Genomic DNA, 21,224 nt, shown 5'->3' on the forward strand with positions numbered 1-21,224 from the left:
TGTGAAAGCCAGCCCGATCCGCTGGGTGCCCAGCCTGTACTTTGTGCAGGGCCTGCAGTTCTTCGTCGTCATGCTGATCGCCGGCCTGATGTTCAAGAACATGGGCGTGGACAACGCCACCATTGCGCGCTGGACGGGCCTGCTCGGCCTGGCCTGGGCGCTCAAGCCCCTGTGGAGCCCGCTGATCGAGCTGGTGGCGAGCAAGAAGCGCGTGGTCGTCATCGCGCAGTTCACCGGCGCCGTGGGCCTGGCCCTGCTGGCGCTGGCGCTGCAGGCGCCGGCCTGGTTCGCGCTCAGCATCGCCGTGTTCTTCGTGCTGGCCTACGCCAGCGCCACGCACGACATCGCCTGCGACGGCCTCTACATGGCCGAGCTGGACGCCAAGCAGCAGGCCGCCTATGCGGGCTGGCAGGGTGCCTTCTTCAACGCCAGCAAATTCCTGACCCTGGGCGGCCTGCTGGTGCTGGCCGGCTGGCTGGAGCGCCGCCACGGCGTGATGAACGCCTGGTCGATCATCTTCGTGGGCCTGGCCGCGCTGCTGGCCGGGCTGGCGGCCTGGAACGCCAAGGTGCTGCCGCCCGCCGTCGGTACGCCGCCAGCGCGCGCCGAGCTGTGGGCCAACTTCGTCGAGGTGGTGGCGGACTTCCTGAAGAAGCCCGGCATCGGCATCGCCTTCCTCTTCATCATCCTGTTCCGCTTTGCGGAAGGGCAGGTGCAGACCATCGGCCCGCTGTTTCTCATCGAGGCCCGCGCCCAGGGCGGGCTGGGGCTGACGACCGAGCAGGTCGGCGGCATCTACGGCACGGCCGGCACGGCGGCCTTTCTGGTCGGCTCCATCCTGGGCGGCACCTTCACCGCCGCGCTGGGCCTGAAGCGCGCCATGCCGGCACTGATCCTGGCCATGATGGTGCCCAACGCCGTCTTCTTCGGCCTGGCGCGCGCGCTGCCCACCGATCTGTTCACCATCAGCGCCGCCATCACGGTGGAGATGGCCGGCTACGGCTTCGGCTTCGTCGGCATGATTCTTTACATCATGCAGGTGGTGGCCCCGGGCCGCTTCACCACCGCCCACTACGCGCTGGGCAGCGGCGTGATGCAGCTGGGCTTCATCTTCAGCAAGACCCTCAGCGGCGACATCGAGCAGGCGCTGGGCTACCAGGCCTTCTTCGCCTGGACCCTGCTGGCCGGCCTGCCCGTGCTGCTGCTCTGGGCCTGGGTGCGCCGCCGCGTGCCCGCGCCCACGCCGGTGGCGGCGTGATCGCCCCCCTGGCCCTGGCCGCCGGCGCGCTGTTCTTCGACGACTTCAGCCAGGCCAACCGCGAGCAGCTGGCCGCGCAAGGCTGGCTGCTGCGCACGCAGGCCGGCCACCCCGGCGTGCCCGGCGCGCGCTGGGACCCGGCCGCGCTGGAGCTGCTGGACGACCCTGAACAGCCCGGCAACCGCCTGCTGCGCCTGCACGCCCGCACCGATGGCACGCCCACGGGCACGGTGCAGAGCCAGCTCTGCCGCCCGCTGCAGTTCCTGTGGGGCAGCACCAGCGCGCGCGTGCGCTTCAGCCCGCGCCGCGAGGGCGGCGACCCGGTGGTGCAGGCGGTGTTCCAGCTCAGCCCGCTGCGCTTCGATTACGACCCGCTGTTCAGCGAGCTGGACTGGGAGTACCTGCCGAATGGGGGCTGGGGCAGTGCCAGCACGCGCCTTTACGCGATTGCCTGGCAGACCGTGCGCCTGGAACCCTGGGATGCGCACAACGCAATGGCCGAGCGCGCCGAGCAGTTGGGCGGGCGCTGGCTGCAGCTCACCGTGCAGAACACGCCCGCAGGCAGCCGCTGGTTCGTGGACGGGCAGGAGCTGGCCCGCCACGCCGGCCGCACCATTCCGCGCCAGCCCATGGCGCTGGCGCTCAGCCACTGGGTCTCGCCCGGCGGCCTGCGCAGCAGCGGGCCGCTACAGGGCGAGGCCTTCGAGGTGGATTGGGTGATCCATGAGGCCGACGCCACGCGCAGCCCGGCCGAGCTGGCCGCCACCGTGGCGGCCCTGCGCGCCCAGGGCCTGAGCCAGCAGGACACGCTGCCCCCCGCGAACAGGCCTCCGCGCTGCGACTTTTGAGGAGGCGGCGCGGCCACAATCGCGCCTTCCGCCCGCTCCCCCCGCCGCCATGCGCCGAATTGCCGCCACGGCCCTTGCCGCCCTGTCCCTGTTTGCCCAAGCCGCCGCCAGCGCCGCCGAGCGTCCGCGCCTGGTCGTGCTGCTGGTGATCGACGGCCTGCCGATGCGCCAGGTGCAGGCCTTCAAGCCCCAGTTCGGCCCGGACGGCCTGCGCCGCTTCCTGGACCATGGGGTGAGCTACAGCCAGGCCTTCTACGCGCACGCTCACACCGTCACCGCCGCGGGCCACGCCACCTTGGCCACCGGCGCGCACCCGGCGCGGCACGGCATCGTCGGCAACGAATGGCTGGACCGCGCCACCGGCGCCCCGGTCTACAACACGGAGGACCGCGCGCACCGCTACCTGGAGGGCCGCACCGCCCCCGATGCCGGCACCAGCCCGAAGAACCTGCTGGTGGAAACCTTTGGTGACGCACTGCGCACGCACGAGCCGGCCGCCAAGGTCATCGGCGTCTCGGGCAAGGACCGCGGCGCCATCCTGCCCGCCGGCCACAAGGGCGTGGCTTACATGTACCGCAGCGAGACCGGGCGCTTCACCTCCACCACCTACTACATGCCACAGCACCCGGCCTGGGTGAACGCCTTCAATGCCAAGCGCAACGCCGAGCGCTTCTGGCATGCCGAATGGAGGCCGCTGCGCCCCGAGGCCGACTACGCCGGCTCCAGCCCCGACGGCCAGCCCTGGCAGGGCCAGGCCGGCTTTGGCAACCGCCTGCCCGCCACCCTGGGCGCCGGCATGGAGGCCCCGGGCGAGCGCTTCTTCACCGATGTGCTGACCTCGCCCTTCGGCGACCAGCTCACGCTCGAATTCGCGCTCGCCGCGCTGCGCAACGAAGGCCTGGGCCAGGACGACATCCCCGATGTGCTGACCGTCAGCCTCTCCAGCCACGACTACATCAACCACGTGTTCGGCCCCGAGTCGCGGCTCTCGCACGACCACCTGTTGCAGGTGGACCGCCTGCTGCAGGGCTTCTTCCGCGAGCTGGACCGCGAGGTGGGCGCCGGCCGTTACGCGCTGGCCCTGAGCGCCGACCACGGCTTCCTGGACACCCCCGAGTACCGCCGCAGCAAGGGTCTGCCCGGCGGCCGCCTGCCCGTGGGGCCGGCGCTCACCGCCTTGAACAACCACCTGGCCGCCGAGTTCGGCCTGCCCAAGCTGGCGCGCGGGCTCTCCGCCGGCACCGTGCTGTTCGACGAAGCGGCCCTGGCCGCCAAGGGCGTGGCCATGGCCGCGGTGACGCGCTCGGCCGCCGGTTTCCTGCAGCAGCTGGACGGCATTGCCACCAGCTATGGCGAGGCCGACCTGGCCAGCAGCGCCGCACCGCGCGCCGACCAAGCGCATCTGCAGGCGCTGCGCCTGAGCTGGTACCCGCCGCGCACCGGCCAGCTGGCGCTGGTGCCGCTGGAGGGCTGGATGTACAGCAGCCGCCCCACCGGCAGCAGCCATGGCAGCTCCTGGACCTATGACCAGCAGGTGCCCATCCTGCTCTGGGGCCCGGCCTGGTTCGGCCAAGGCGAGGTCAAGACCCGCGTGCAGCCGGCCGACCTGGCCCCGACCCTGGCCCGCGCCCTGGGTCTGCCCCCGCTGGCCCAGGCCCAGGGCAGCCCCCTGCCGCTGCCGAAGGAGGGGGCGCAGGACGGCCCGCAGAAGCGTCGTCCGCGCACGCCCGCCGCCGATACCGCGCGCTGATCGAGAATCCGCCCCGAACGCTGGAGCTGCCGATGTCCTTCGACCTGCCCTCGATGCTGGGCGAGTACCTGTTGCCCCTCTTGATCCTGGTGCCGCTGGCCATCGTGGTGATGCTGCTCGCCATGCGCAACCAGAAGGATGAGCACTGGTCGCACAGCCGCAACGATCCGCTGCCCCCGAGCTTCGCGCCCACGCCGCGCGCCGCGCCGGCCCCGCGCAACGAGGCGCCCGCCAGCATCGCCGTCGCCACGCCCGAAGCCCCGGCGGTACGCACGGCCGAGCCCGCCGCCCCGGCGATCACGCCCTTCCTGAGCCCGATGGACGGCGGCACCACGGCCGAGGCACCGGCCTCGTCCCTGCACGAGGTCAGCACCCCGCTGCAGCCTGCCGCCACCCCCACGGTGCAGCGCCGTCGCGCCAGCGACGCCCTGCCCGGCCCCGCCGCCCAGGCCGGCCCGGCCCCGGTGCTGATCGTGGACGACTCCGCCGTGGTGCGCGCCAAGCTCAGCAAGCTGCTGGCCGGCGCCGGCTTTGCCGTCACCGTGGCCCGCCACGGCCAGGAGGCGCTGGAGCAGCTGAACCAGCACTGGTTCGCAATGATGATCACCGACCTCGAAATGCCGGAGATGGACGGCTTCGAGCTGATCCAGCATGTCAGCAACGACATCCGCACCGAGAACCTGCCCATCGTCGCCATCACCGGCCACGAGGAACTGGGCGCCCGGGTGGCCGACGTGAAGGGGCTCTACGGCATCTTCAAGAAGCCTTGGAATGACCGGGAGTTGCTGGCGCGGGTGGGGGTGCTGACGCAGCTGCGTCCTCGCGCTTGAGCGCTTGATCAAGCGCTGATTGACTGCGTGAGAGCCCTCGGGGGCTTCACCCGCGTGCCAGCCAGTCCGCTTGCAAGCGGACTGTCCTTCGCCCGGGGTCGCAGGGCCCGCAGTGGGCCCTGCTCGCTCCGGGTTCAGCCCCTCCCCGCATTTCTTTGCTGCGCCAAAGAAACGCGGGGCATCGAGCGGCGCCAACCCACACAGTCGCCCTAGGAGCGAACTGTGATGGCGGTGCTTGGGCTCACACTGACACGAGCCCTCATCTGACTCCGACGGTCAGGACGACGAAGGCGCCCGGAGTACCGGTCGTCCCGGGCAGCGAGGACCATGGCCTCCGAGCTCCGAAGACCACATCCCCAACCAGCACCAAGCTAAGCCAAGAGGCTCCTTGGGGGTCCGTTCATCGCAGAGAGCCCGAGATGGTTTGCGGTGGTCTAGACGGCCGGTACTCCGGCCAGCTTAGCGGGCAGGTTTTCGCAGGCAGAGAAGGGGTGTGGGAGCCATGTGAACCAGCCGTGCAGTCGCGGCCGACCCTAGGTCGGCTGCGTGCATTCAGCGCCTTTCTTTGCCCCGCGTTTCTTTGGCGCAGCAAAGAAATGCGGGTCGGGGTGTGGGGTTGAAGACCCCACGGGCTCTCACTCAAATCTCAAGACTCAGCAGAACGGCGCCACCAAGCCCTCCACCTCAAACACCTTCTGCAAAGCCGGCCGCGCCACGACCCGCTGCAGATACGGCCCGATATGTGGGAAGTCGCGCGCCTTCTTGCCGGCGAAATTGCGCGTCCAGCGGCACAGGGTGAAGGCCAGGCAGTCCACCGCCGTGAACTCCGACCCCAGCAGCCAGGGCTGACCGTGGCGTGCGAGTTGATCGTCGAGCTGCTGCAGCATCTCCAGCACCTTGGCCTCGGCCTGCGCCTTGATCTGGGCCGGGCGCTCGGCGTCCCAGCGCTCGGGGTAGAAGTAGTTGATCAGCGCGGGCTGCAGGGTGTTGGTCAGCCAGATCAGCCACTGGTAGGCCAGCGCGCGCTCGCGGCTGCCCACGGCGGGCAGCAGGCGGCCGGCCTGGTCGCTCAGGTGCAGCAGGATGGCCGCCGTCTGGTGCAGCACCAGGTCACCGTCCACCAGCACCGGGATCTGGCCGTTCGGGTTGAGCTTCAGGTAGGGCTCGCGGCGGTGTTCGCCGCCGGCCACGTCCACCCGCACCAGCTCATGCGGCAGGTCGAGTTCGCGCAGCAGGAAATGGGGCGCCATGGCGGCGCTGCTGGGGCTGAAGTGCAACTGGATCACTGGGGTCTCCGGACTTGGACAAGATGGGCCGCGATCGCCACGGCGATCTCGGCGGGGGTGTGGGCGGCTATGGGCAGGCCCACCGGGCCGTGCAGGCGCGCGAGCCGCTCCTCTTCGAGGCCGAAGTGTTCGCGCAGGCGCTCGCGCCGTTTGCTCTGGTTGGCGCGCGAGCCGATGGCGCCGACGTAATAGGCCGGGCTGCGCAGGGCTTCGAGCAGGGCCAGGTCGTCGAGCTTGGGGTCGTGGGTGAGGGCCACCACGGCGCTGGCGGCGTCGGGGGCGAAGGCCTGCACGGCGTCGTCGGGCATGGCGCGGCTGAGGCGCGCACCGCCGGGTTCGAAGGCGGCCAGGGCTTCCTCGCGCGGCTCGCAAACCGTCACCTCGAAATCCAGGCTGCGCGCCAGCGGGGCCAGGACGGCGGCGATCGGGCCGGCACCGATCAGCAGCAGCCGCCAGGGCGGGCCGAAGACCTGCTGCAGCATGGCGTCGTCGCACTGCAGGCGCGGGGTGTCCGGGCTCGGGAGGCTGATCTGCGTGGCGCCGTCGGGCCGGGCCACCCGGCGCAGGCTGGCCTGGCCCTGCTCCAGCCGGGCGATGAGCGCCGGCAGCGCGCTGTGCGGGCCCAGGCGCTCCAGGTGCAGTTCCAGCGTGCCGCCGCAGGGCAGGCCGAAGCGCTGCGCCTCGTCGGCACTGACGCCGTAGCGCAGCAACTGCACGGCGGCCTCGCCCAGCTGGCCGCGGCGCACCTTGTCCAGCACGTCGTCCTCGACGCAGCCGCCGCTGACCGAGCCGACCCAGGCGCCATCGTCGCGCCAGGCGGCCAGGGAGCCGGGCGGGCGCGGTGCCGAGCCCCAGGTGCGCACCACGGTGGCCAGCCAGACGGCATGGCCGGCCTCCAGCCAGGCCTGGGCCTGGCGCAGAACGGAAAGATCGACGGGCGTCATGGGCGCGCAGCATCGCAGAGCCGCGCGCGGCATCCAGGCGTCATGCTCCGGGTAAGGCCCATTGGAAGCCCGCACCCCGGGCGCGACGATGGCCCGAAACCATGAGGGGGCTGGGATGCGATACCGGGTGGAATTGATGGTCAACGGCGAGGCCGTGACGCGCGAGGTGCCGGCCACGCGCACGCTGGTGCAGCTGCTGCGCGAGGACCTGGACCTCACCGGCACCCATGTGGGCTGCGACACCGCGCAATGCGGCGCCTGCACGGTGCATCTGAATGGCCACGCCGTGAAGGCCTGCAATGTGCTGGCCCTGCAGGCCGAAGGCTGCGAGGTGCGCACCATCGAGGGCCTGTCGCCGCCCGACAGCTCGTTGCACGTGATGCAGCAGGCCTTTCAAGATTGCCATGGCCTGCAATGCGGCTTCTGCACCCCGGGCATGGTGATGGCCGCGCTCGATCTGGTGACCAACACCCGCTGCGAGACCGAGGCCGACATCCGCAACGGCCTGGACGGCAATTTCTGCCGCTGCACCGGGTATCACAACATCGTGCGCGCCGTGCAGAAGGCCGCTGACCAGTTGGTGCGTCGATGAGCGCTCACGCACGGCCGCTCCGAAGTGAGCGCGTTCCTCCCTTGGGGAGGTGGTCACGCAGTGACCGGAGGGCAGTCCAATGAACACGAACCCGATCGGCCAGGCCCTGCCGCGCCGCGAGGACCACCGCTTCCTGGTGGGCCGCGGCCGCTACACCGACGACCTGGTGCTGCCCCACCAGACCTACGGCTTTTTCCTGCGCAGCCCCTACGCGCATGCGCGCATCCAGCGCCTGGACACCAGCGAGGCGCGCGAGGCGCCCGGCGTGCGCCTGGTGCTCACCGGGGCCGACTTTCGCGCCTTCGGCGGCCTGCCCTGCGGCTGGCTGATCCACTCGGCCGACAACAGCCCGATGAAGGAGCCGCGCCACCCCATCCTGGCCGACGGCGTGCTGCGCCATGTGGGCGAGCCCTATGCGCTGGTGGTGGCCGACACGCTGGCGCAGGCCAAGGCGGCCGCGGCGCTGATCGTGCTGGAGGCCGAGGAGCTGCCCGCGGTGGCCGACACCGCGCACGCCAGCACGCACGGCACCGCCGTGCACCCGGAGGCGCCGGACAACGTCTGCTACCGCTGGGAGGTGGGCGACGAGGCCGCCACCACGCGCGCCTTCGAGCAGGCCGCGCACGTCACCCGCCTGGCCTTCCGCAACAACCGGCTGATCCCCAACGCCATCGAGCCGCGCGCCGCCAATGCCAGCCACAACCCGGCCGACGACCACACCACGCTCTATGTGGCCAACCAGAACCCGCACCTGGAGCGCCTGCTGATGTGCGCCTTCGTGCTCGGCATTCCCGAGCACAAGCTGCGCGTCATCGCGCCCGATGTGGGCGGCGGCTTCGGCAGCAAGATCTTTCTGTACAGCGAGGAGACCGCGCTGGTGCACGCCAGCCGCCAGATCGGCCGGCCGGTGAAGTGGACGGCCGAGCGCAGCGAGAGCTTCCTGAGTGACGCCCATGGCCGCGACCACGTCACCGAGGCCGAGCTGGCGCTGGATGCCCAGGGGCAGTTCACCGGTCTGCGCGTGCGCACCACGGCCAACCTGGGCGCCTACCTGAGCACCTTCGCCTCCTGCGTGCCCACCATCCTCTACGCCACCCTGCTGGCCGGCCAGTACCGCACGCCGGCCATCCATGCCGAGGTGACGGCCGTCTTCACCCACACGGCGCCGGTGGACGCCTACCGCGGCGCCGGCCGGCCCGAGGCCACCTATGTGGTGGAACGCCTGGTGGAAACCGCGGCGCGTGAGCTGGGCATGGACCCGGTGGAACTGCGCCGCCGCAACTTCATCCGCCAGTTCCCCTACGCCACGCCGGTGGGGCTGACCTATGACGTGGGCGATTACGACGCCACGCTGAACGGCGTGCTGGAGCTGGCCGACCTGGCCGGCTACCCGGCCCGCAAGGCGGTGAGCGAGGCGCGGGGCCTCAAGCGCGGCATCGGCTACAGCTGCTACATCGAGGCCTGCGGCCTGGCGCCCTCGCACCTGGCGGGGCAGCTGGGCGCCCGCGCAGGCCTGTTCGAGTCGGCCCTGGTGCGCGTGCACCCCACCGGCAAGGTCAGCGTCTTCACCGGCAGCCACAGCCATGGACAGGGGCATGAAACCAGCTTTGCGCAGCTGGTGGCCGGGCGGCTGGGCATCCCGGTGGAGGATGTCGACATCGTGCATGGCGACACCGGCCGCATCCCTTTCGGCATGGGCACCTACGGCAGCCGCTCGCTGGCGGTGGGCGGCTCGGCCATCGTCAAGGCACTCGACAAGGTGCTGAACAAGGCGCGCCGCATCGCCGCCTACCTGCTGGACTGTGCACCCGAGCAGGTGCAGTTCGAGAACGGCCTGTTCCGCCACGGCGAGCGCCAGCGCCGCTTCACCGACATCGCGCTGGCCGCCTACGTGCCCCACCACTACCCGCTCGGTGAGCTGGAGCCCGGGCTGGAGGAGTTGGCCTTCTATGACCCCGCCAACTTCACCTTCCCGGCCGGCAGCCATGTCTGCGAGGTCGAGATCGACCCGCGCACCGGCCATGTGAAGGTGGATCGCTTCAGCGCGGTGGACGACTTCGGCACCGTGATGAACCCCTTGATCGTCGAAGGCCAGGTGCAGGGCGGCGTGGCCCAGGGCATCGGCCAGGCGCTGCTGGAGCACGGCGTCTACGACCCCGACAGCGGCCAGCTGCTGACCGGCAGCTACATGGACTACGCGCTGCCGCGCGCCGACGACATCCCCGACATCGCCGTGCACACCCTGCCCGGCACGCCCTGCCCGCACAACCCCATCGGCGCCAAGGGCTGCGGCGAGGCCGGCACCATCGGCGCGCCAGCGGCCGTCATCAACGCCATTTGCGACGCCCTGGGCGTGAAGGAGATGCCGATGCCGGCCACGCCCTTCCAGGTCTGGCAGGTGCTCCAGGAAATTGACCCATGAACTACACCCGTGCCGAATCGGTCGAGCAGGCGGTCGAGGCCTTCCAGGCCCACCCGGAAGCGCGCTACCTGGCCGGCGGCCAGAGCCTGCTGCCGGCGCTGCGCCTGGGCCTGGCCACGCCGGGCGCCCTGATCGACCTGGGCCGTCTGCATGCGCTGCGCGGCATCCGCGCCGAGGGCGAGCACACCTTGCACATCGGGGCGCTGAGCCGCCATGCCGAAGTGGCCGACTCGCGCGACGTGCAGGGCCTGATCCCCGGCCTGGCCGAGCTGGCCGGGCAGATCGGCGACCGCCAGGTGCGCGAGATGGGCACGCTGGGCGGCAGCATCGCCAATGCCGACCCGGCCGCCTGCTACCCGGCCGCGCTGCTGGGCCTGGGCGCGCTGATCCAGACCGACCGGCGCGTGCTGCCGGCCGATTCCTTCTTCCAGGGCCTGTTCCACACCGCGCTGGAAGAGGGCGAGCTGATCCAGCGCGTCAGCTTCCCGGTGCCCGAGCAGAGCGCCTACGAGAAGTTCCGCCAGCCGGCCTCGCGCTTCGCCCTGGTGGGGGTGTTCGTCAGCCGCGGGCCGCTGGGCGTGCGCGTGGGCGTCACCGGTGCGGGGCCCTGCGCCTTTCGCGCCAAGGCGCTGGAGGCCGCGCTGCAGGCCGACTGGCGGCCCGAGGCGGCGCGTGCGGTGGCGCTGGGCGCTGAGGGCTTGCTGAGCGATTTGCACGGCAGCGCGGCCTACCGCGCGGCGCTGATACCCGAGCTCTGCGCACGGGCCGTAGCCCGGGCCAGCCTGGGGCGCTGAAGCGGGCGGCCGGAGGTGCACACCGCCCCCGGCAACCCCTTGCGCTGGCGGCGCTGGCTGGGCACGGCCCGGCTGTTGCTGCTGGCGCAGGAGCGGCGCGAAAGCGCGGTCGCGGCGCCGGAGCGGCGCCGGCGCCAGCTCGATCTGGGCGCGCTGGGCCTGCTGCTGGCCTGTGCCCCCTGGCTGCTGTACTTCGCCTGGCGGGGCGTGTGGCTGCCGGCGCTGCTGTGCGGGCTGGGCGTGCTGCTGGGCCTGGCCCTGGTGCTGTGCGCGCAGCGGGGGCGCTTCCGCCTGGGGGCGCTGCTGCTCTTTGGTGGCGTCTGGGCCACCGTGGCCGCTTTCGGGATTTGGGTGGACCGGCCGGTCGACGCGCTGCCGCGTGGCGTGCAGTTCGTGCTGCTGCCGCTCTACCTGGCGCGGCCGGTGCTGCTGGCCGGCCTGCGCCCGCTGTGGCGCGCGCTGGCCGGGCTGCTGACGCTGGCGCTGTTCGTGCTGCTGTGTGCCTTGCCCGATGTCGGCACCGGCGCCCCCCCGCTCAGCCACGGCGAACGCCTGGTCGGCCTGGGGTTGAGCTTGGTCGGCGCCGCGCTGTTGACGCAGAACCTGGCGCGTGCCGGCGCGGCGCAGGCGCGCGTGCGCCAGGGCCTGGCGCTGGAGCTGGCGCAGGCGATCGCGCAGGACCAGCTCAGCCTGCACCTGCAGCCGCAGTGCGACGAGAACGGCCGCCTCGTCGGCCTGGAGGCCCTGCTGCGCTGGCCCCACCCGCAGCGGGGTCTGCTGCGGCCGGCGCAATTCCTGTCGCTGGCCGAGCGCGAGGGCCTGATGGTGCCGCTGGGCCTGTGGGTGCTGCGCCAGGCGGCCACGCTGGCGCGGCAGTGGCAGGGCCACCCGCAGCTCGGCACGGTGCCCATCGCCATCAACCTCTCGCTGCTGCAGGTGCAGGACGCCACGGCCCGCCAGCGCCTGCTGGAGCAGCTGGCCGCCTTGGAGCTGCCGCCCGGGCGCCTGCGCCTGGAGCTGGCCGAGCCCGTGTTCGCCGCCCACCCGCAGACCCTGGAAGCAGTGCTGGAAGGCGCACAGGCGCTGGGCGTGGGCGGGGCGCTGGAGCACTTCGGCGCCGGCTGGTCGGCGCTGACCAGCTTGGCCCATCTGCCGCTGGAGCAGCTGAAGATCGACCGCCAGTTCGTGCAGACCCTGGACCCCGGCGCGGCGCAGCGCGACAGCATTGCCCAGGCCGTGGTGCAGCTGGGCCAGCGCCTGGGCCTGGCGGTGGTGGCCGCGGGGGTGGAGACCGCGGCCCAGCAGGAGGCACTGCGCCAGCTGGGCTGCACACGCTTCCAGGGCCACTGGATCGGCCTGCCGATGACCCCGGTGGCGCTGCAGCAGTGGGCGGAGGCGGCGCGGTGAGCCCGGCCCTCGTCAAGGGCGCCGGGCGCGCCTGGAGCCCGCCCGAGGCGCCACCCGACCCGCAGTTCGAGCGCCGCCGCCAGCTGCTGCTGTGGGTGGCGATCGCACTGATCGGCCTGCTCTCGCTGAGCTTCGCGCTGCGCTTCGGTCTGCAGGGCCAGCAGCGCCTGGCGCAGCTGCAGCTGGGCTACCTGGGCGTGGCCCTGGGCGCCGCCTGGCTGCTGCACGCCGGCCTGGTGCGCGACGCCGCGCTCTTCCTGGTGCTGGCCAGCGCGCTGGGCATCGCCGTCAACGCCTGGTGGGCCGATCTGCCGCAGCACGGCACGCCGCGCACCCTGCATCTCTACCTGATTCCGCTGCTGCTGCTGGCGCGCTTCTGGCTCTCGCGCGAGCCCCGCCTGCTGCGCAGCGCCACCAGCGCCAGCCTGCTGCTGCTGCTGGGCCTGCTGTGTGTGCTGGACAACCCTTTTGTCCAGCCGCTGGTTCTGCCGCCCGGCGAGCACCGCCGCCTGGCCTGGGCCGTGCCGGTGCTCGCCGCCGTGCTGTTCGCGCTGCTCACGCGCCTGCAGGAGCTGGACCTGCACGACCAGCTGCGCCTGGAGCTGGACCTCGCCACCGCGCTGGCCGAGGACGAACTGAGCTTGCACTTCCAGCCGCAGTGCGATGCCGCCGGCCGCCCCTTTGGCGCCGAGGCGCTGGTGCGCTGGGAGCACCCGCGGCTGGGCGCGGTGTCGCCCGCACGCTTCGTGGCGCTGGCCGAGCGCAGCGGCCTGATCCTGGCGCTGGGCGAGCAGGTGGCGCGCAAGGCCTGCGCCTTTGCGGCGCGCTGCCAGCGGCAGCCCGGCCTGCGGGATCTGAGCATCGCCATCAACGTCAGCGCCGCACAGTTCCAGGACGAGGCGGCCTTCGAGCGCCTGCTGCAGACCGTGCAGGCGGCGCAGCTGCCGGCCGGCAGCATCAAGTTCGAGCTCACCGAGTCCTTGATCGTGCAGGACCTGGCCAGCCTGCGCGCGCGCCTGGCACGCTGCCAGGCCGCCGGCATCCGCACCGCGCTGGACGACTTCGGCACCGGGCATGCCTCGCTGGCCAGCCTGCGCGGCCTGCCGTTCGACCAGCTCAAGATCGACCAGGGCTTCGTGAAGAACCTCGGCCGCCACGCACGCGCCGAGGCGTTGGCGCAGTCCGTCATCCAGCTCGGCCGCGAACTCGGGCTGGAAGTGGTGGCCGAAGGCGTCGAGACCGCCGAGCACCTGGCCCTGCTGCAGGGCATGGGCTGCAGCCGCTTCCAGGGCTACTGGTTCGCCCGCCCCCTTCAAGAGGATGAGGCGCTGGCCTGGCTGCAGCGCCGCCGCGCGACTGAATCCACACCGGCCTAGGGTTTCCACCAGAGCCACTCCGGGGGGCGGGATGAACACACTGGGTTCACACCGGATCAACCGGGATCAGGGAGAGGGCCGTGGAGTTGCCGAGCTCGCGCCTGTTCATGGCGGCCTTGCTGCTGGAGCGCTTTCGTGCCCGGCCCTGGCTGCGCGCAGCCGAGGCCGGCTACGCGCGTCGCCAGCAGCGCATGCTCTGGGCATCGGCACTCGGTCTGGGCCTGTCTCTGCTGCCCTGGTTCCTGTTCTTCAGCTGGCGCGCCGACTGGGGCGCGGCCGGGCTGTACGCCATCGGGCTGAGCCTGGTGGCCCTGCAGGCCCTGCTGATCCGCCAAGGCTACGCGCTCGCGGCCAGCCTGGTGCTCAGCCTGACGGGCTGGCTGGCGATCTCCCTGGTCGCCCTGTGGATCGACCAGCCCAGCGCCGGCACGCCGCGCTCGGTGCTGCTGTTCTGCCTGCCACTCTTCCTGGTGCAGCGCTTCCTGCTGCAGGAACAGCCGCGCTGGTTGCGCGACGGCGTGCAGGGCGTCAGCCTGGGCCTGCTGGTGCTGTGGGCCAGCCTGCCCGATCTGGCCCCCGGCGCACCGCCCCTGGGGCCGGAGCTGCAGCGCGGGGGCGCGATCTTCAATGTCGCCGCCGCCGCGCTGCTGAGCGCCTGGGTGCTGCATCTGGAAGAGGCCGAGCTGCGCGAGCACAAGGGCCTGGCGCTGGAGCTGGCGCGCGCCATTGCCGGCGGCCAGCTGCGCCTGGCGCTGCAGCCGCAATGCGATGCGCAAGGCCGCGTGCTGGGGGTGGAGGCGCTGCTGCGCTGGTCGCACCCGCGCCGCGGTGAGCTGAGCCCCGCCGAGATCCTGCCGCTGGCGCGTGCCGAAGGCCTGCTGCTGCCGCTGGGCGACTGGGCCCTGCGCGAGGCCTGCCGCCTGCTGCAGGCCTGGCAGCTGCAGCTCGGCCTGCGCGAGCTGCCACTGGCGCTGAACCTCAGCCCCGCCCAGCTGCACGACGGCGCCGCCTTCGAGCGCCTGCTGGCCCAGGTGGAACGCGCCGGGCTCGCCCCCGGCCGCCTGGTGTTCGAGGTCACCGAGGCCGTCTTTGCCGAGCAGGCCGAGCGCGTGCGCGAGCGCCTGCTGCGCTGCCGCAAGCTCGGCATCGCCACCGCGCTGGACGATTTCGGCACCGGCTACTCCTCGCTCGCCTACCTGACCGAACTGCCCTTCGACCAGCTCAAGCTCGACGCCAGCTTCGTGCGCGGCCTGGGGCGCGATGCGCGCTGCCTGCGCATCGCCGAAACCGTGCTCTCGCTCGGCCAGCGCCTGGGCATGCAGGTGGTGGCCGAGGGGGTCGAGACCCCGGCGCAACGCCAGCAGCTGCTGGCCCTGGGCTGCACGGCCTTCCAAGGCCGCTGGCTGGCCGCGCCGATGCCGGCCGCCGAGCTGCCGGTCTGGCTGGCACGACAGGCGCAGTGCTCAGAGCCGCGGGCCGCGGCATGACGCAGGAAGCCATCTTCGGCCAGCGGCGCCGCTGGACCCTGCAGCTCAGCGCCTGGCTGGCCCTGCTGGCCAGCCTGGGCTTCGTGCTCAGCCTGCTGGCGCTGGGCCAGCCCGAGCGCCTGCTCGGGCCCGGCCTCGGCGCCCTGGGCGCCCTGGCCGTGCTGGCCCTGCTGCAACGGGGCCATGGCCGTGCGGCGGCCTGGGTCTGCATCCTGGCGCTGGCGCTGTGCGTGGTGGTGCTGGGCCTGTGGGTGGATGTGCCGCTGGCCGACGCACCCGAGCACACCCCGCGCAGCGTGCACCTCTACCTGCTGCCGCTCACGCTGATGGCCTACCTGCTGCTGGTGCGCGAGCCCGCCCTGCTGCGCCTGTCCTGCTGCGCCGGCCTGCTGGGCTTGCTGGCCTGGCTGGCCCTGCAGCCCAACCCGCTCGGCATCACGCCGGCCCTGGCCGAGGCCGAGCGCGCCCGTCTGGTGGTGGCGGCACCGCTCTTGAGCGCGCTGCTGCTGGCCGGCATCGTGCACCTGCGCAGCGCGGGGCTGGACGATCAGTCGCGCCTCGAGCTGGACCTGGCGCGGGCCATCGTCGAGGAGCAGCTGGAGCTGCACTACCAGCCGCAATGCGATGCATGGGGCCGCGCGCTCGGCGTCGAGGCCCTGGTGCGCTGGCGCCACCCGGTGCAGGGGCCGATCTCGCCGGCCCGCTTCGTGCCGCTGGCCGAGCGCAACGGTCTGATCGTGCCGCTGGGCGAGCTGGTGCTGCGCCAGGCCTGCCGCTTCGCGCAGGACTGGCAGGCCCAGCCCGGCGCGCAGCCGCTGCAGGTGGCCGTCAACGTGAGCGCGCTGCAGCTGGCCGAGGACGCCGGCCTGGAGCGCCTGCTGGAGCTGGTGCGCCAGCACCGCCTGCCGCCGCAGAGCATCAAGTTCGAGCTCACCGAATCCGTGCTGGCCGACCAACCCGAGCGCCTGCGCCGCCTGCTGGCGCGCTGCCGCGAGCAGGGCGTGTGCACCTCGCTGGACGACTTCGGCACCGGCTACGCCTCGCTGGCCTACCTGAGCCAGCTGCCGTTCGACCAGCTGAAGATCGACCAGAGCTTCGTGCGCGCCCTGGGCAGCAGCGAGCGGGCCCTGGAAGTGGCGCGCACCGTGGTCCAGCTGGGCCAGCGCCTGGGCATGGAGGTGATCGCCGAGGGCGTCGAGACCGAGGCCCAGCGCGAGCAGCTGCTGGCGATGGGCTGCACGCGCTTCCAGGGCTATCTGTTCGCGCGCCCGCTGCCGACCGGTGAATGCCGGGCCTGGCTGCAGGCGCACGCCTGATCAGGCGCCGTTCATTCGTTGCGCAGCACCAGCTTGCCCACCACGGCCCGCGCCGTCATGCGCGCAAAGGCGGCCGGCAGCTCACGCATCGGCAGCACCTGATCGAGCACCGGCCGCACGCTGCCCTGCTCCCACAGCGGCAGCAGGCCGGCCAGCAGGGCGGCATTGGCGGCCGGCTCACGCTTGGCGAACTCGCCCCACCACACGCCCAGCAGCGCGGCTTCCTTCAGCAGCAGCAGGTTCCAGGGCAGGGCCGGGATCTGCCCCTGCGCAAAGCCCACCACCAGGTAGCGCCCGCGCCAGGCCAGAGCGCGCAGCGCGGCCTCGGCCAGCGGGCCGCCCACCGGGTCCAGCACCGCATCCACGCCCTGCGACGCGGCGGCCTTGAGCGCTTCGCGCAGGCCCTCGGTGGGCAGGGCCTGGTCGGCGCCGATGTCCAGGCAGGCCTGACGCTTTTCCGGCGTGGAGGCCACGGCCAGCACCCGCGCGCCGGCCGCCTTGGCCAGCTGGATGGCCGCCGTACCCACGCCGCCGGCCGCGCCCAGCACCAGCAAGGTCTCGCCGGCCCGCAGCGCGGCGCGCTGCAGTGCATGGGCGACGGTGCCGTAGGTCAGCAGCAAGGCCGCCCCGGCCTCGGGCGGCAGGCTCTCGGGCAAGGGCAGCAGCGCGGCGGCGGGGGCCACCGTCTGCGTGGCAAAACCGCCCAGGCCCGCAAAGCCGGCCACGCGCCGGCCCAGCAGGGCGGCGTCCACGCCAGCACCCAGCGCCACCACCCGGCCGCAGAACTCGGCCCCGGGCACGAAGGGCAGCGGCGGCTTCATCTGGTACTGGCCGTTGACGATCAGCCAGTCGGGAAAGTTCAGACTGGCGGCCTCGATGGCCACGCGCACCTGGCCGGGGCCGGGCTGGGGGTCGGGCAGCTCGGCCCAGCGCAGGCCGTCCAGCCCCGTCGCTTGTTCACAGATCCAGGCGTGCATTGCAGTTCTCCGTTTGGCTAAGTTGCGCCTTTCATGCGGGTCAGCCCCCAAGTGCCACCGCGGAACCGGCTCCGCCGGGCCGCTGGTGGCGCCCCCTGGGGGGAGGCGCCGCAGGCGCTTCGGGGGGGACAAAGCAGGGTCTGCCCGCTTGGGCGGGCGAAAGAGCGGCGGCAGCATCCGCCCACGATGCGAACGGAGTGTGCATGCACCTCGATGCCCGATGGAACTGAGCGGCCAGACCCTGTTGCCCGGCACGCCCGAGCAGGCCTGGGCGCTGCTGCACGACCCCGAGCGCCTGCGCGCCGCGCTGCCGGGCTGCGAAACCCTGCAGGCCGACGGGCCGCCCGGCCATTACCGCGCCGAGCTGCTGCTCAGCGTGGGCCCGTTGAAGGCGCGCTTCCAGACCCGGCTGGAGCTCTACGACCTGCAGCCCCCGCAGCGCTACCGCCTGCGCGCCCAGGCCCAGGGCGGCGCGGCCGGCCATGGCAAGGGCGAGGCCGAGGTGGAACTTTTGCCCGAGGCCGGTCAGGGCACGCGCCTGCAGTACCGCGCCCAGGTGCAGGTGGGCGGGCGCCTGGCCCAGCTGGGCGCGCGCCTGATCGAACCGGCGGCCCGGCAACTCAGCCAGACCTTCTTCGAGGCCCTGGCCAGCCAACTGGCCGCCGCAGCAGCACCGGCGCCGTCGCCTCTGCCGCCAGCGGTACGCCCCTGGTGGCGCCGCTGCTGGGACTGGCTGTGCGGACGGCGGGCCTCGTTACAGTAGTTCACACGCACAAAAGCACCAAGGGAGCGGCGCGGGTCGGAAGGGGGCTGAAGCCACCGCCACAGCACCCGCGCCTTGACGCATGAGCGCCACCGAGCCGCAGATCGAAGCCGCGCTGGACGAACAGCGCCAGCGCCTGGACGAAAGCACCCGGCGGGGGCTGCGCGTCGCGCTCTGGCTCGTCTTTGCCGCCGGCCTGGCCCAGGCCCTGGCCACTTGGTGGGGCGCGGGCAGCCAGCCCATCGCCACCTGGCGCCTGGTGCTGCTGAGCACCATCGGCGTGGGCATGAGCGGCGTGGCACTGCTGGCGCAGCGCAGCCTGCGCCGTCGGGGCGTGGCGGTGGCCGCCGCGCTCTTCAGCTGGGCCGCGCTGGCGGTGCTGCTGGTACTGCCCTGGATCACCGGCGACGGGCTCTCCGACCCCAGCCTGCCGGCGCTGGGCGTGGTGGTGGTCTGCATGGGCCTGCTGGTGTCGCCGAAGGCGGCCTGGCAGGCGCTGTGGCTGGGCGTGGCCGGGCTGCTGCTGGTCACGCTGGCGCAGGCGCTCGGCTGGATCGAGGGGCCCAGCGACCTGCGCCGCGCCCCCCTGCCGGTGGTGGCGCTGGGTCATCTGCTGCCCCTGCTGCTGAGCGGCTGCTTGGTGGTGCATTACGGCCGCCTGTTCTGGAGCGCCACGCGCTCGCTGGACGAGGCGCAGGGGCTGCTGAGCCGCGCCCAGCAGGAGCAGCAGGCCTCGGCAGCACGGCTGGACGCAGCCGAGCGGCGCCAGCGCGAGCTGCTCGACGCCTCGCTCACCGCCATCCTGATCTACGACGCGCGCGACGGCAGCCTGCTCTACGCCAACCCGCAGGCGCTGGGGCGCTACGGCGTCGGCACCGTGGCCGAGCTGGACCCGACCTGGCTGGCCCCGGGGGATGGCTACGGCCCCGAGGAGGCGCGCGCCCTCATCCAGCGCACGCTCGAAAAGGGCCCGCAAGAGCAGTGGTGGTGCTCGCGCCGGCGCGACGGCGGCCTGCTGTGGTGGGACATCAAGACCCAGCGCCTTCAGCTCGACGGCCGCGACGCCGTGGTGGTGTTCGGCCACGACATCAGCGACCAGGTGGCGGCCCGCTCCGCCCTGGCCCATGCGCGCGAGGAACTGGAACAGCAGGTGCGCAGCCGCACGCGCGAGTTGCAGCAGCAGCAGCAGCGCCTGCAGGCCGTGCTGGACGCTTTGCCCGCCACCCTGGCCATCCGCGATGCGGGCGGCCGCCACCAGCTCATCAATCGCCAGTTCGAGCTGGCCACCGGCTGGCGGCGTGAGCAGGCGCTGAGCCAGCACAGCCGCCTGTGGCTGGGCGCCGAACTGGGCGCGCAGCAGGACCGGCGCGATGCCGAGCTGCTCGCCGGCGGCGGGCTGCAGCAGTTCGAACAGGCCGTGCTGCACCCCAAGGAAGGCCCGCGCACGCTGCTGGTGAGCACCGTGCCACTGCCCGACGCCGAGGGCGGCACCCAGGTGCTGAGCCTGGGGGTGGACATCACGGCGCTCAAGCGCCAGCAGGAGCAGCTGGCGCAGGCGCGCGACGAGGCGCAGCGCCTGGCGCAGGCCAAGCACGAGCTGCTGGCACGCATGAGCCACGAGCTGCGCACCCCGCTCAATGCCGTGCTCGGCCTAGCCCAGATGGCCCTGATGTCCTCCCCCGAGGGCGAGGTCCGACCCGCCGAAGCCCGCCAGGTATTCGAGCGCATCCACACCGCCGGCCAGCACCTGCTGGGCGTGGTGAATGAGGTGCTGGACCTGGCCAAGCTGGAGGCCGACAAGTTCAGCCCGGCGCTCGAAGCCCTGGACCCCGCCGAGCTGGCGCGCGACGCGCTCGCCCTGGTGGAGCCGCGGGCGCGCGAGAAACAGCTGCCGCTGCGCCTGCAGCTCGACCCGCCGCTGCCCGCGGCGGCCCGGCTGGACCGCCAGCGCGTGCGCCAGGTGCTCGTCAACCTGCTCGGCAACGCCATCAAGTTCACCAGTCAGGGCGAGGTCTGCCTGCAGCTGCATACCGAGGGCCAGGAGCTGGTGTTCACCGTGCACGACACCGGCCCCGGCATTGCCGCCGCCGAGCGCGAACGGGTGTTCCAGGACTTCGAACAGGCCGAGGGCGCGGCCGCCGAGCCCGGCACCGGCCTGGGCCTGGGCATCAGCCGGCGGCTGGCGCGCGCCATGGGCGGCGAGATCCGTCTGCACAGCCAGCCCGGCCTGGGCTCGCAATTCAGCCTGCACCTGCCCTGGCGCGCGGCGGCGGCCGCGCTGCCGGCACCCGCGGTGGCCCCCGTGCCCCCGCCCGCCGAGGGCGGCCGCTTCAGCCGCGCCGCGCTGCAGGGCCTGCGCGTGCTGATCGTCGACGACGTGGCGATCAACCGCGAGATCCTGGGCGAGATGCTGCTGCAGCTGGGCGCCCAGTTCGAGCAGGTGGGTGGCGGCGCCGAGGCGCTGGCCTGGATCGCCCAGCATGGCGTGGCCCGCATCGACCTGGTGCTGATGGACATCCAGATGCCCGGCATGGATGGCTACGAGGCCACGCGCCGGCTGCACCAGGTGCACCCGCAGCTGCCGGTTCTGGCGCTCACCGCCAACGCCCTGCCCGAGCAGCGCGCCGAATCGGCCGCCGCCGGCATGCGCGGCCACATCACCAAGCCGGTGGAGCTGGCCGAGCTCGTCAGCACCCTGCGCGAGCAGGCGCAGGCCCTCGGGCTGTGGCTCGGGGCCGAGCCGGAGCAGCCGGCCGCCGCGGTGGCGGCGCCTGCGCCCAACCGTCCGCCGCCCCCGCCGCCGCCGCGCGAGGACCTGCCGCTGGACTGGGACCATGAGGCCGCGCTGGCGCGCTGCGCCGGCAAGCTGGAACTGCTGTGCCGGCTGCTCGGCGGCTTCGTCAGCCAATACCGCCAGGAGGGCCTGCCCAGCGAGACGGCGGCCCAGCTGGCCTGGGTGCACCGGCTCAAGGGCACGGCGGCCAATCTGGGCCTGATGGGCCTGTCCCGCCTGGCCGCGGCCTGCGAGGCCGAGCTGCGCAGCGAGCCCGCCGCCGCCCAGCGCTCGCTGCAGCGCTTGCAAGCCGCGCTGGACCTGCAACTCACCCAGCTGCAGGCCTGGCTGGAGCTGCAGGGCTGAACAAGAGACAGCCTGAGGGCTTCGGCGTTTACGCC

General features: G+C 72.7%; 16 protein-coding genes. 13 read left to right on the top strand and 3 right to left on the bottom strand.

Features of this window, described 5'->3' with window-relative positions; all coding sequences use genetic code 11:
* Nucleotide 1: 1 nt before the first annotated feature.
* Genes I7X39_RS07515 through I7X39_RS07530 form a run of 4 tightly spaced genes read left to right on the top strand, consistent with a single transcriptional unit; the run spans nucleotide 2 to nucleotide 4,686 of the window.
* Nucleotides 2-1,258 (top strand): MFS transporter, encoded by a 1,257-nt coding sequence (locus I7X39_RS07515; protein ID WP_310739890.1) that lies wholly within the window; start codon nucleotides 2-4, stop codon nucleotides 1,256-1,258.
* On the top strand, nucleotides 1,255-2,106 hold the full coding sequence (locus I7X39_RS07520) for a glycoside hydrolase family 16 protein (RefSeq protein WP_198110362.1): 852 nt from the start codon (nucleotides 1,255-1,257) through the stop codon (nucleotides 2,104-2,106). The genes I7X39_RS07515 and I7X39_RS07520 overlap by 4 nt, the downstream gene beginning before the upstream one ends.
* A gap of 49 nt (nucleotides 2,107-2,155) precedes the next feature.
* Nucleotides 2,156-3,856, top strand: a complete 1,701-nt coding sequence (locus tag I7X39_RS07525) for an alkaline phosphatase family protein (protein ID WP_198110363.1) — start codon at nucleotides 2,156-2,158, stop codon at nucleotides 3,854-3,856.
* 32 nt (nucleotides 3,857-3,888) lie between these two features.
* Nucleotides 3,889-4,686 carry a response regulator gene (locus I7X39_RS07530; protein WP_198110364.1) on the top strand — a complete coding sequence of 266 codons (798 nt, stop codon included), beginning with the start codon at nucleotides 3,889-3,891 and terminating at the stop codon, nucleotides 4,684-4,686.
* A gap of 653 nt (nucleotides 4,687-5,339) precedes the next feature.
* Here the strand turns inward: I7X39_RS07530 and I7X39_RS07535 are convergent.
* Nucleotides 5,340-5,972, bottom strand: coding sequence for a glutathione S-transferase family protein (locus tag I7X39_RS07535; RefSeq protein WP_198110365.1), 633 nt, complete (start codon nucleotides 5,970-5,972; stop codon nucleotides 5,340-5,342).
* Nucleotides 5,969-6,916, bottom strand: a complete 948-nt coding sequence (locus I7X39_RS07540) for an XdhC family protein (protein WP_232351806.1) — start codon at nucleotides 6,914-6,916, stop codon at nucleotides 5,969-5,971. Before I7X39_RS07540 ends, I7X39_RS07535 begins: the two co-directional genes overlap by 4 nt.
* 115 nt (nucleotides 6,917-7,031) lie before the next feature.
* On the opposite strand from I7X39_RS07540, the gene I7X39_RS07545 reads away from it, so the two are divergent.
* The 7 genes from I7X39_RS07545 (at nucleotide 7,032) to I7X39_RS07575 (ending at nucleotide 16,310) form a co-directional block, all read left to right on the top strand.
* Complete coding sequence (locus I7X39_RS07545; RefSeq protein ID WP_198110367.1) at nucleotides 7,032-7,508, top strand: (2Fe-2S)-binding protein; 477 nt, start codon at nucleotides 7,032-7,034, stop codon at nucleotides 7,506-7,508.
* A gap of 79 nt (nucleotides 7,509-7,587) precedes the next feature.
* Entirely contained in the window at nucleotides 7,588-9,930 is a 2,343-nt protein-coding gene (locus tag I7X39_RS07550; RefSeq protein ID WP_198110368.1) for a xanthine dehydrogenase family protein molybdopterin-binding subunit, read from the top strand.
* Complete coding sequence (locus I7X39_RS07555) at nucleotides 9,927-10,724, top strand: FAD binding domain-containing protein (protein WP_198110369.1); 798 nt, start codon at nucleotides 9,927-9,929, stop codon at nucleotides 10,722-10,724. The genes I7X39_RS07550 and I7X39_RS07555 overlap by 4 nt, the downstream gene beginning before the upstream one ends.
* 15 nt (nucleotides 10,725-10,739) lie before the next feature.
* Entirely contained in the window at nucleotides 10,740-12,131 is a 1,392-nt protein-coding gene (locus tag I7X39_RS23665) for an EAL domain-containing protein (protein WP_198110370.1), read from the top strand.
* Entirely contained in the window at nucleotides 12,128-13,507 is a 1,380-nt protein-coding gene (locus tag I7X39_RS23670) for a putative bifunctional diguanylate cyclase/phosphodiesterase (RefSeq protein ID WP_198110371.1), read from the top strand. The genes I7X39_RS23665 and I7X39_RS23670 overlap by 4 nt, the downstream gene beginning before the upstream one ends.
* Nucleotides 13,508-13,587: 80 nt before the next feature.
* Nucleotides 13,588-14,994: an EAL domain-containing protein gene (locus I7X39_RS07570; RefSeq protein ID WP_198110372.1), complete on the top strand. Its 1,407-nt coding sequence runs from the start codon at nucleotides 13,588-13,590 to the stop codon at nucleotides 14,992-14,994.
* Nucleotides 14,991-16,310 (top strand): putative bifunctional diguanylate cyclase/phosphodiesterase, encoded by a 1,320-nt coding sequence (locus tag I7X39_RS07575; protein ID WP_198110373.1) that lies wholly within the window; start codon nucleotides 14,991-14,993, stop codon nucleotides 16,308-16,310. Before I7X39_RS07570 ends, I7X39_RS07575 begins: the two co-directional genes overlap by 4 nt.
* Before the next feature lie 11 nt (nucleotides 16,311-16,321).
* On the opposite strand, the gene I7X39_RS07580 is transcribed toward I7X39_RS07575, so the two are convergent.
* Entirely contained in the window at nucleotides 16,322-17,287 is a 966-nt protein-coding gene (locus tag I7X39_RS07580; protein WP_198110374.1) for an NADPH:quinone oxidoreductase family protein, read from the bottom strand.
* A 220-nt stretch (nucleotides 17,288-17,507) separates the two neighbouring features.
* Between I7X39_RS07580 and I7X39_RS07585 the strand changes: the two genes are divergently transcribed.
* Together I7X39_RS07585 and I7X39_RS07590 are read left to right on the top strand one after the other, a co-directional pair.
* Nucleotides 17,508-18,050, top strand: coding sequence for an SRPBCC family protein (locus I7X39_RS07585; RefSeq protein WP_198110375.1), 543 nt, complete (start codon nucleotides 17,508-17,510; stop codon nucleotides 18,048-18,050).
* 82 nt (nucleotides 18,051-18,132) lie between these two features.
* Complete coding sequence (locus I7X39_RS07590; RefSeq protein ID WP_198110376.1) at nucleotides 18,133-21,189, top strand: ATP-binding protein; 3,057 nt, start codon at nucleotides 18,133-18,135, stop codon at nucleotides 21,187-21,189.
* Nucleotides 21,190-21,224 lie beyond the last annotated feature (35 nt).

The sequence above is a fragment of the Inhella proteolytica genome (assembly GCF_016093275.1).
Classification (GTDB): domain Bacteria; phylum Pseudomonadota; class Gammaproteobacteria; order Burkholderiales; family Burkholderiaceae_C; genus Inhella; species Inhella proteolytica.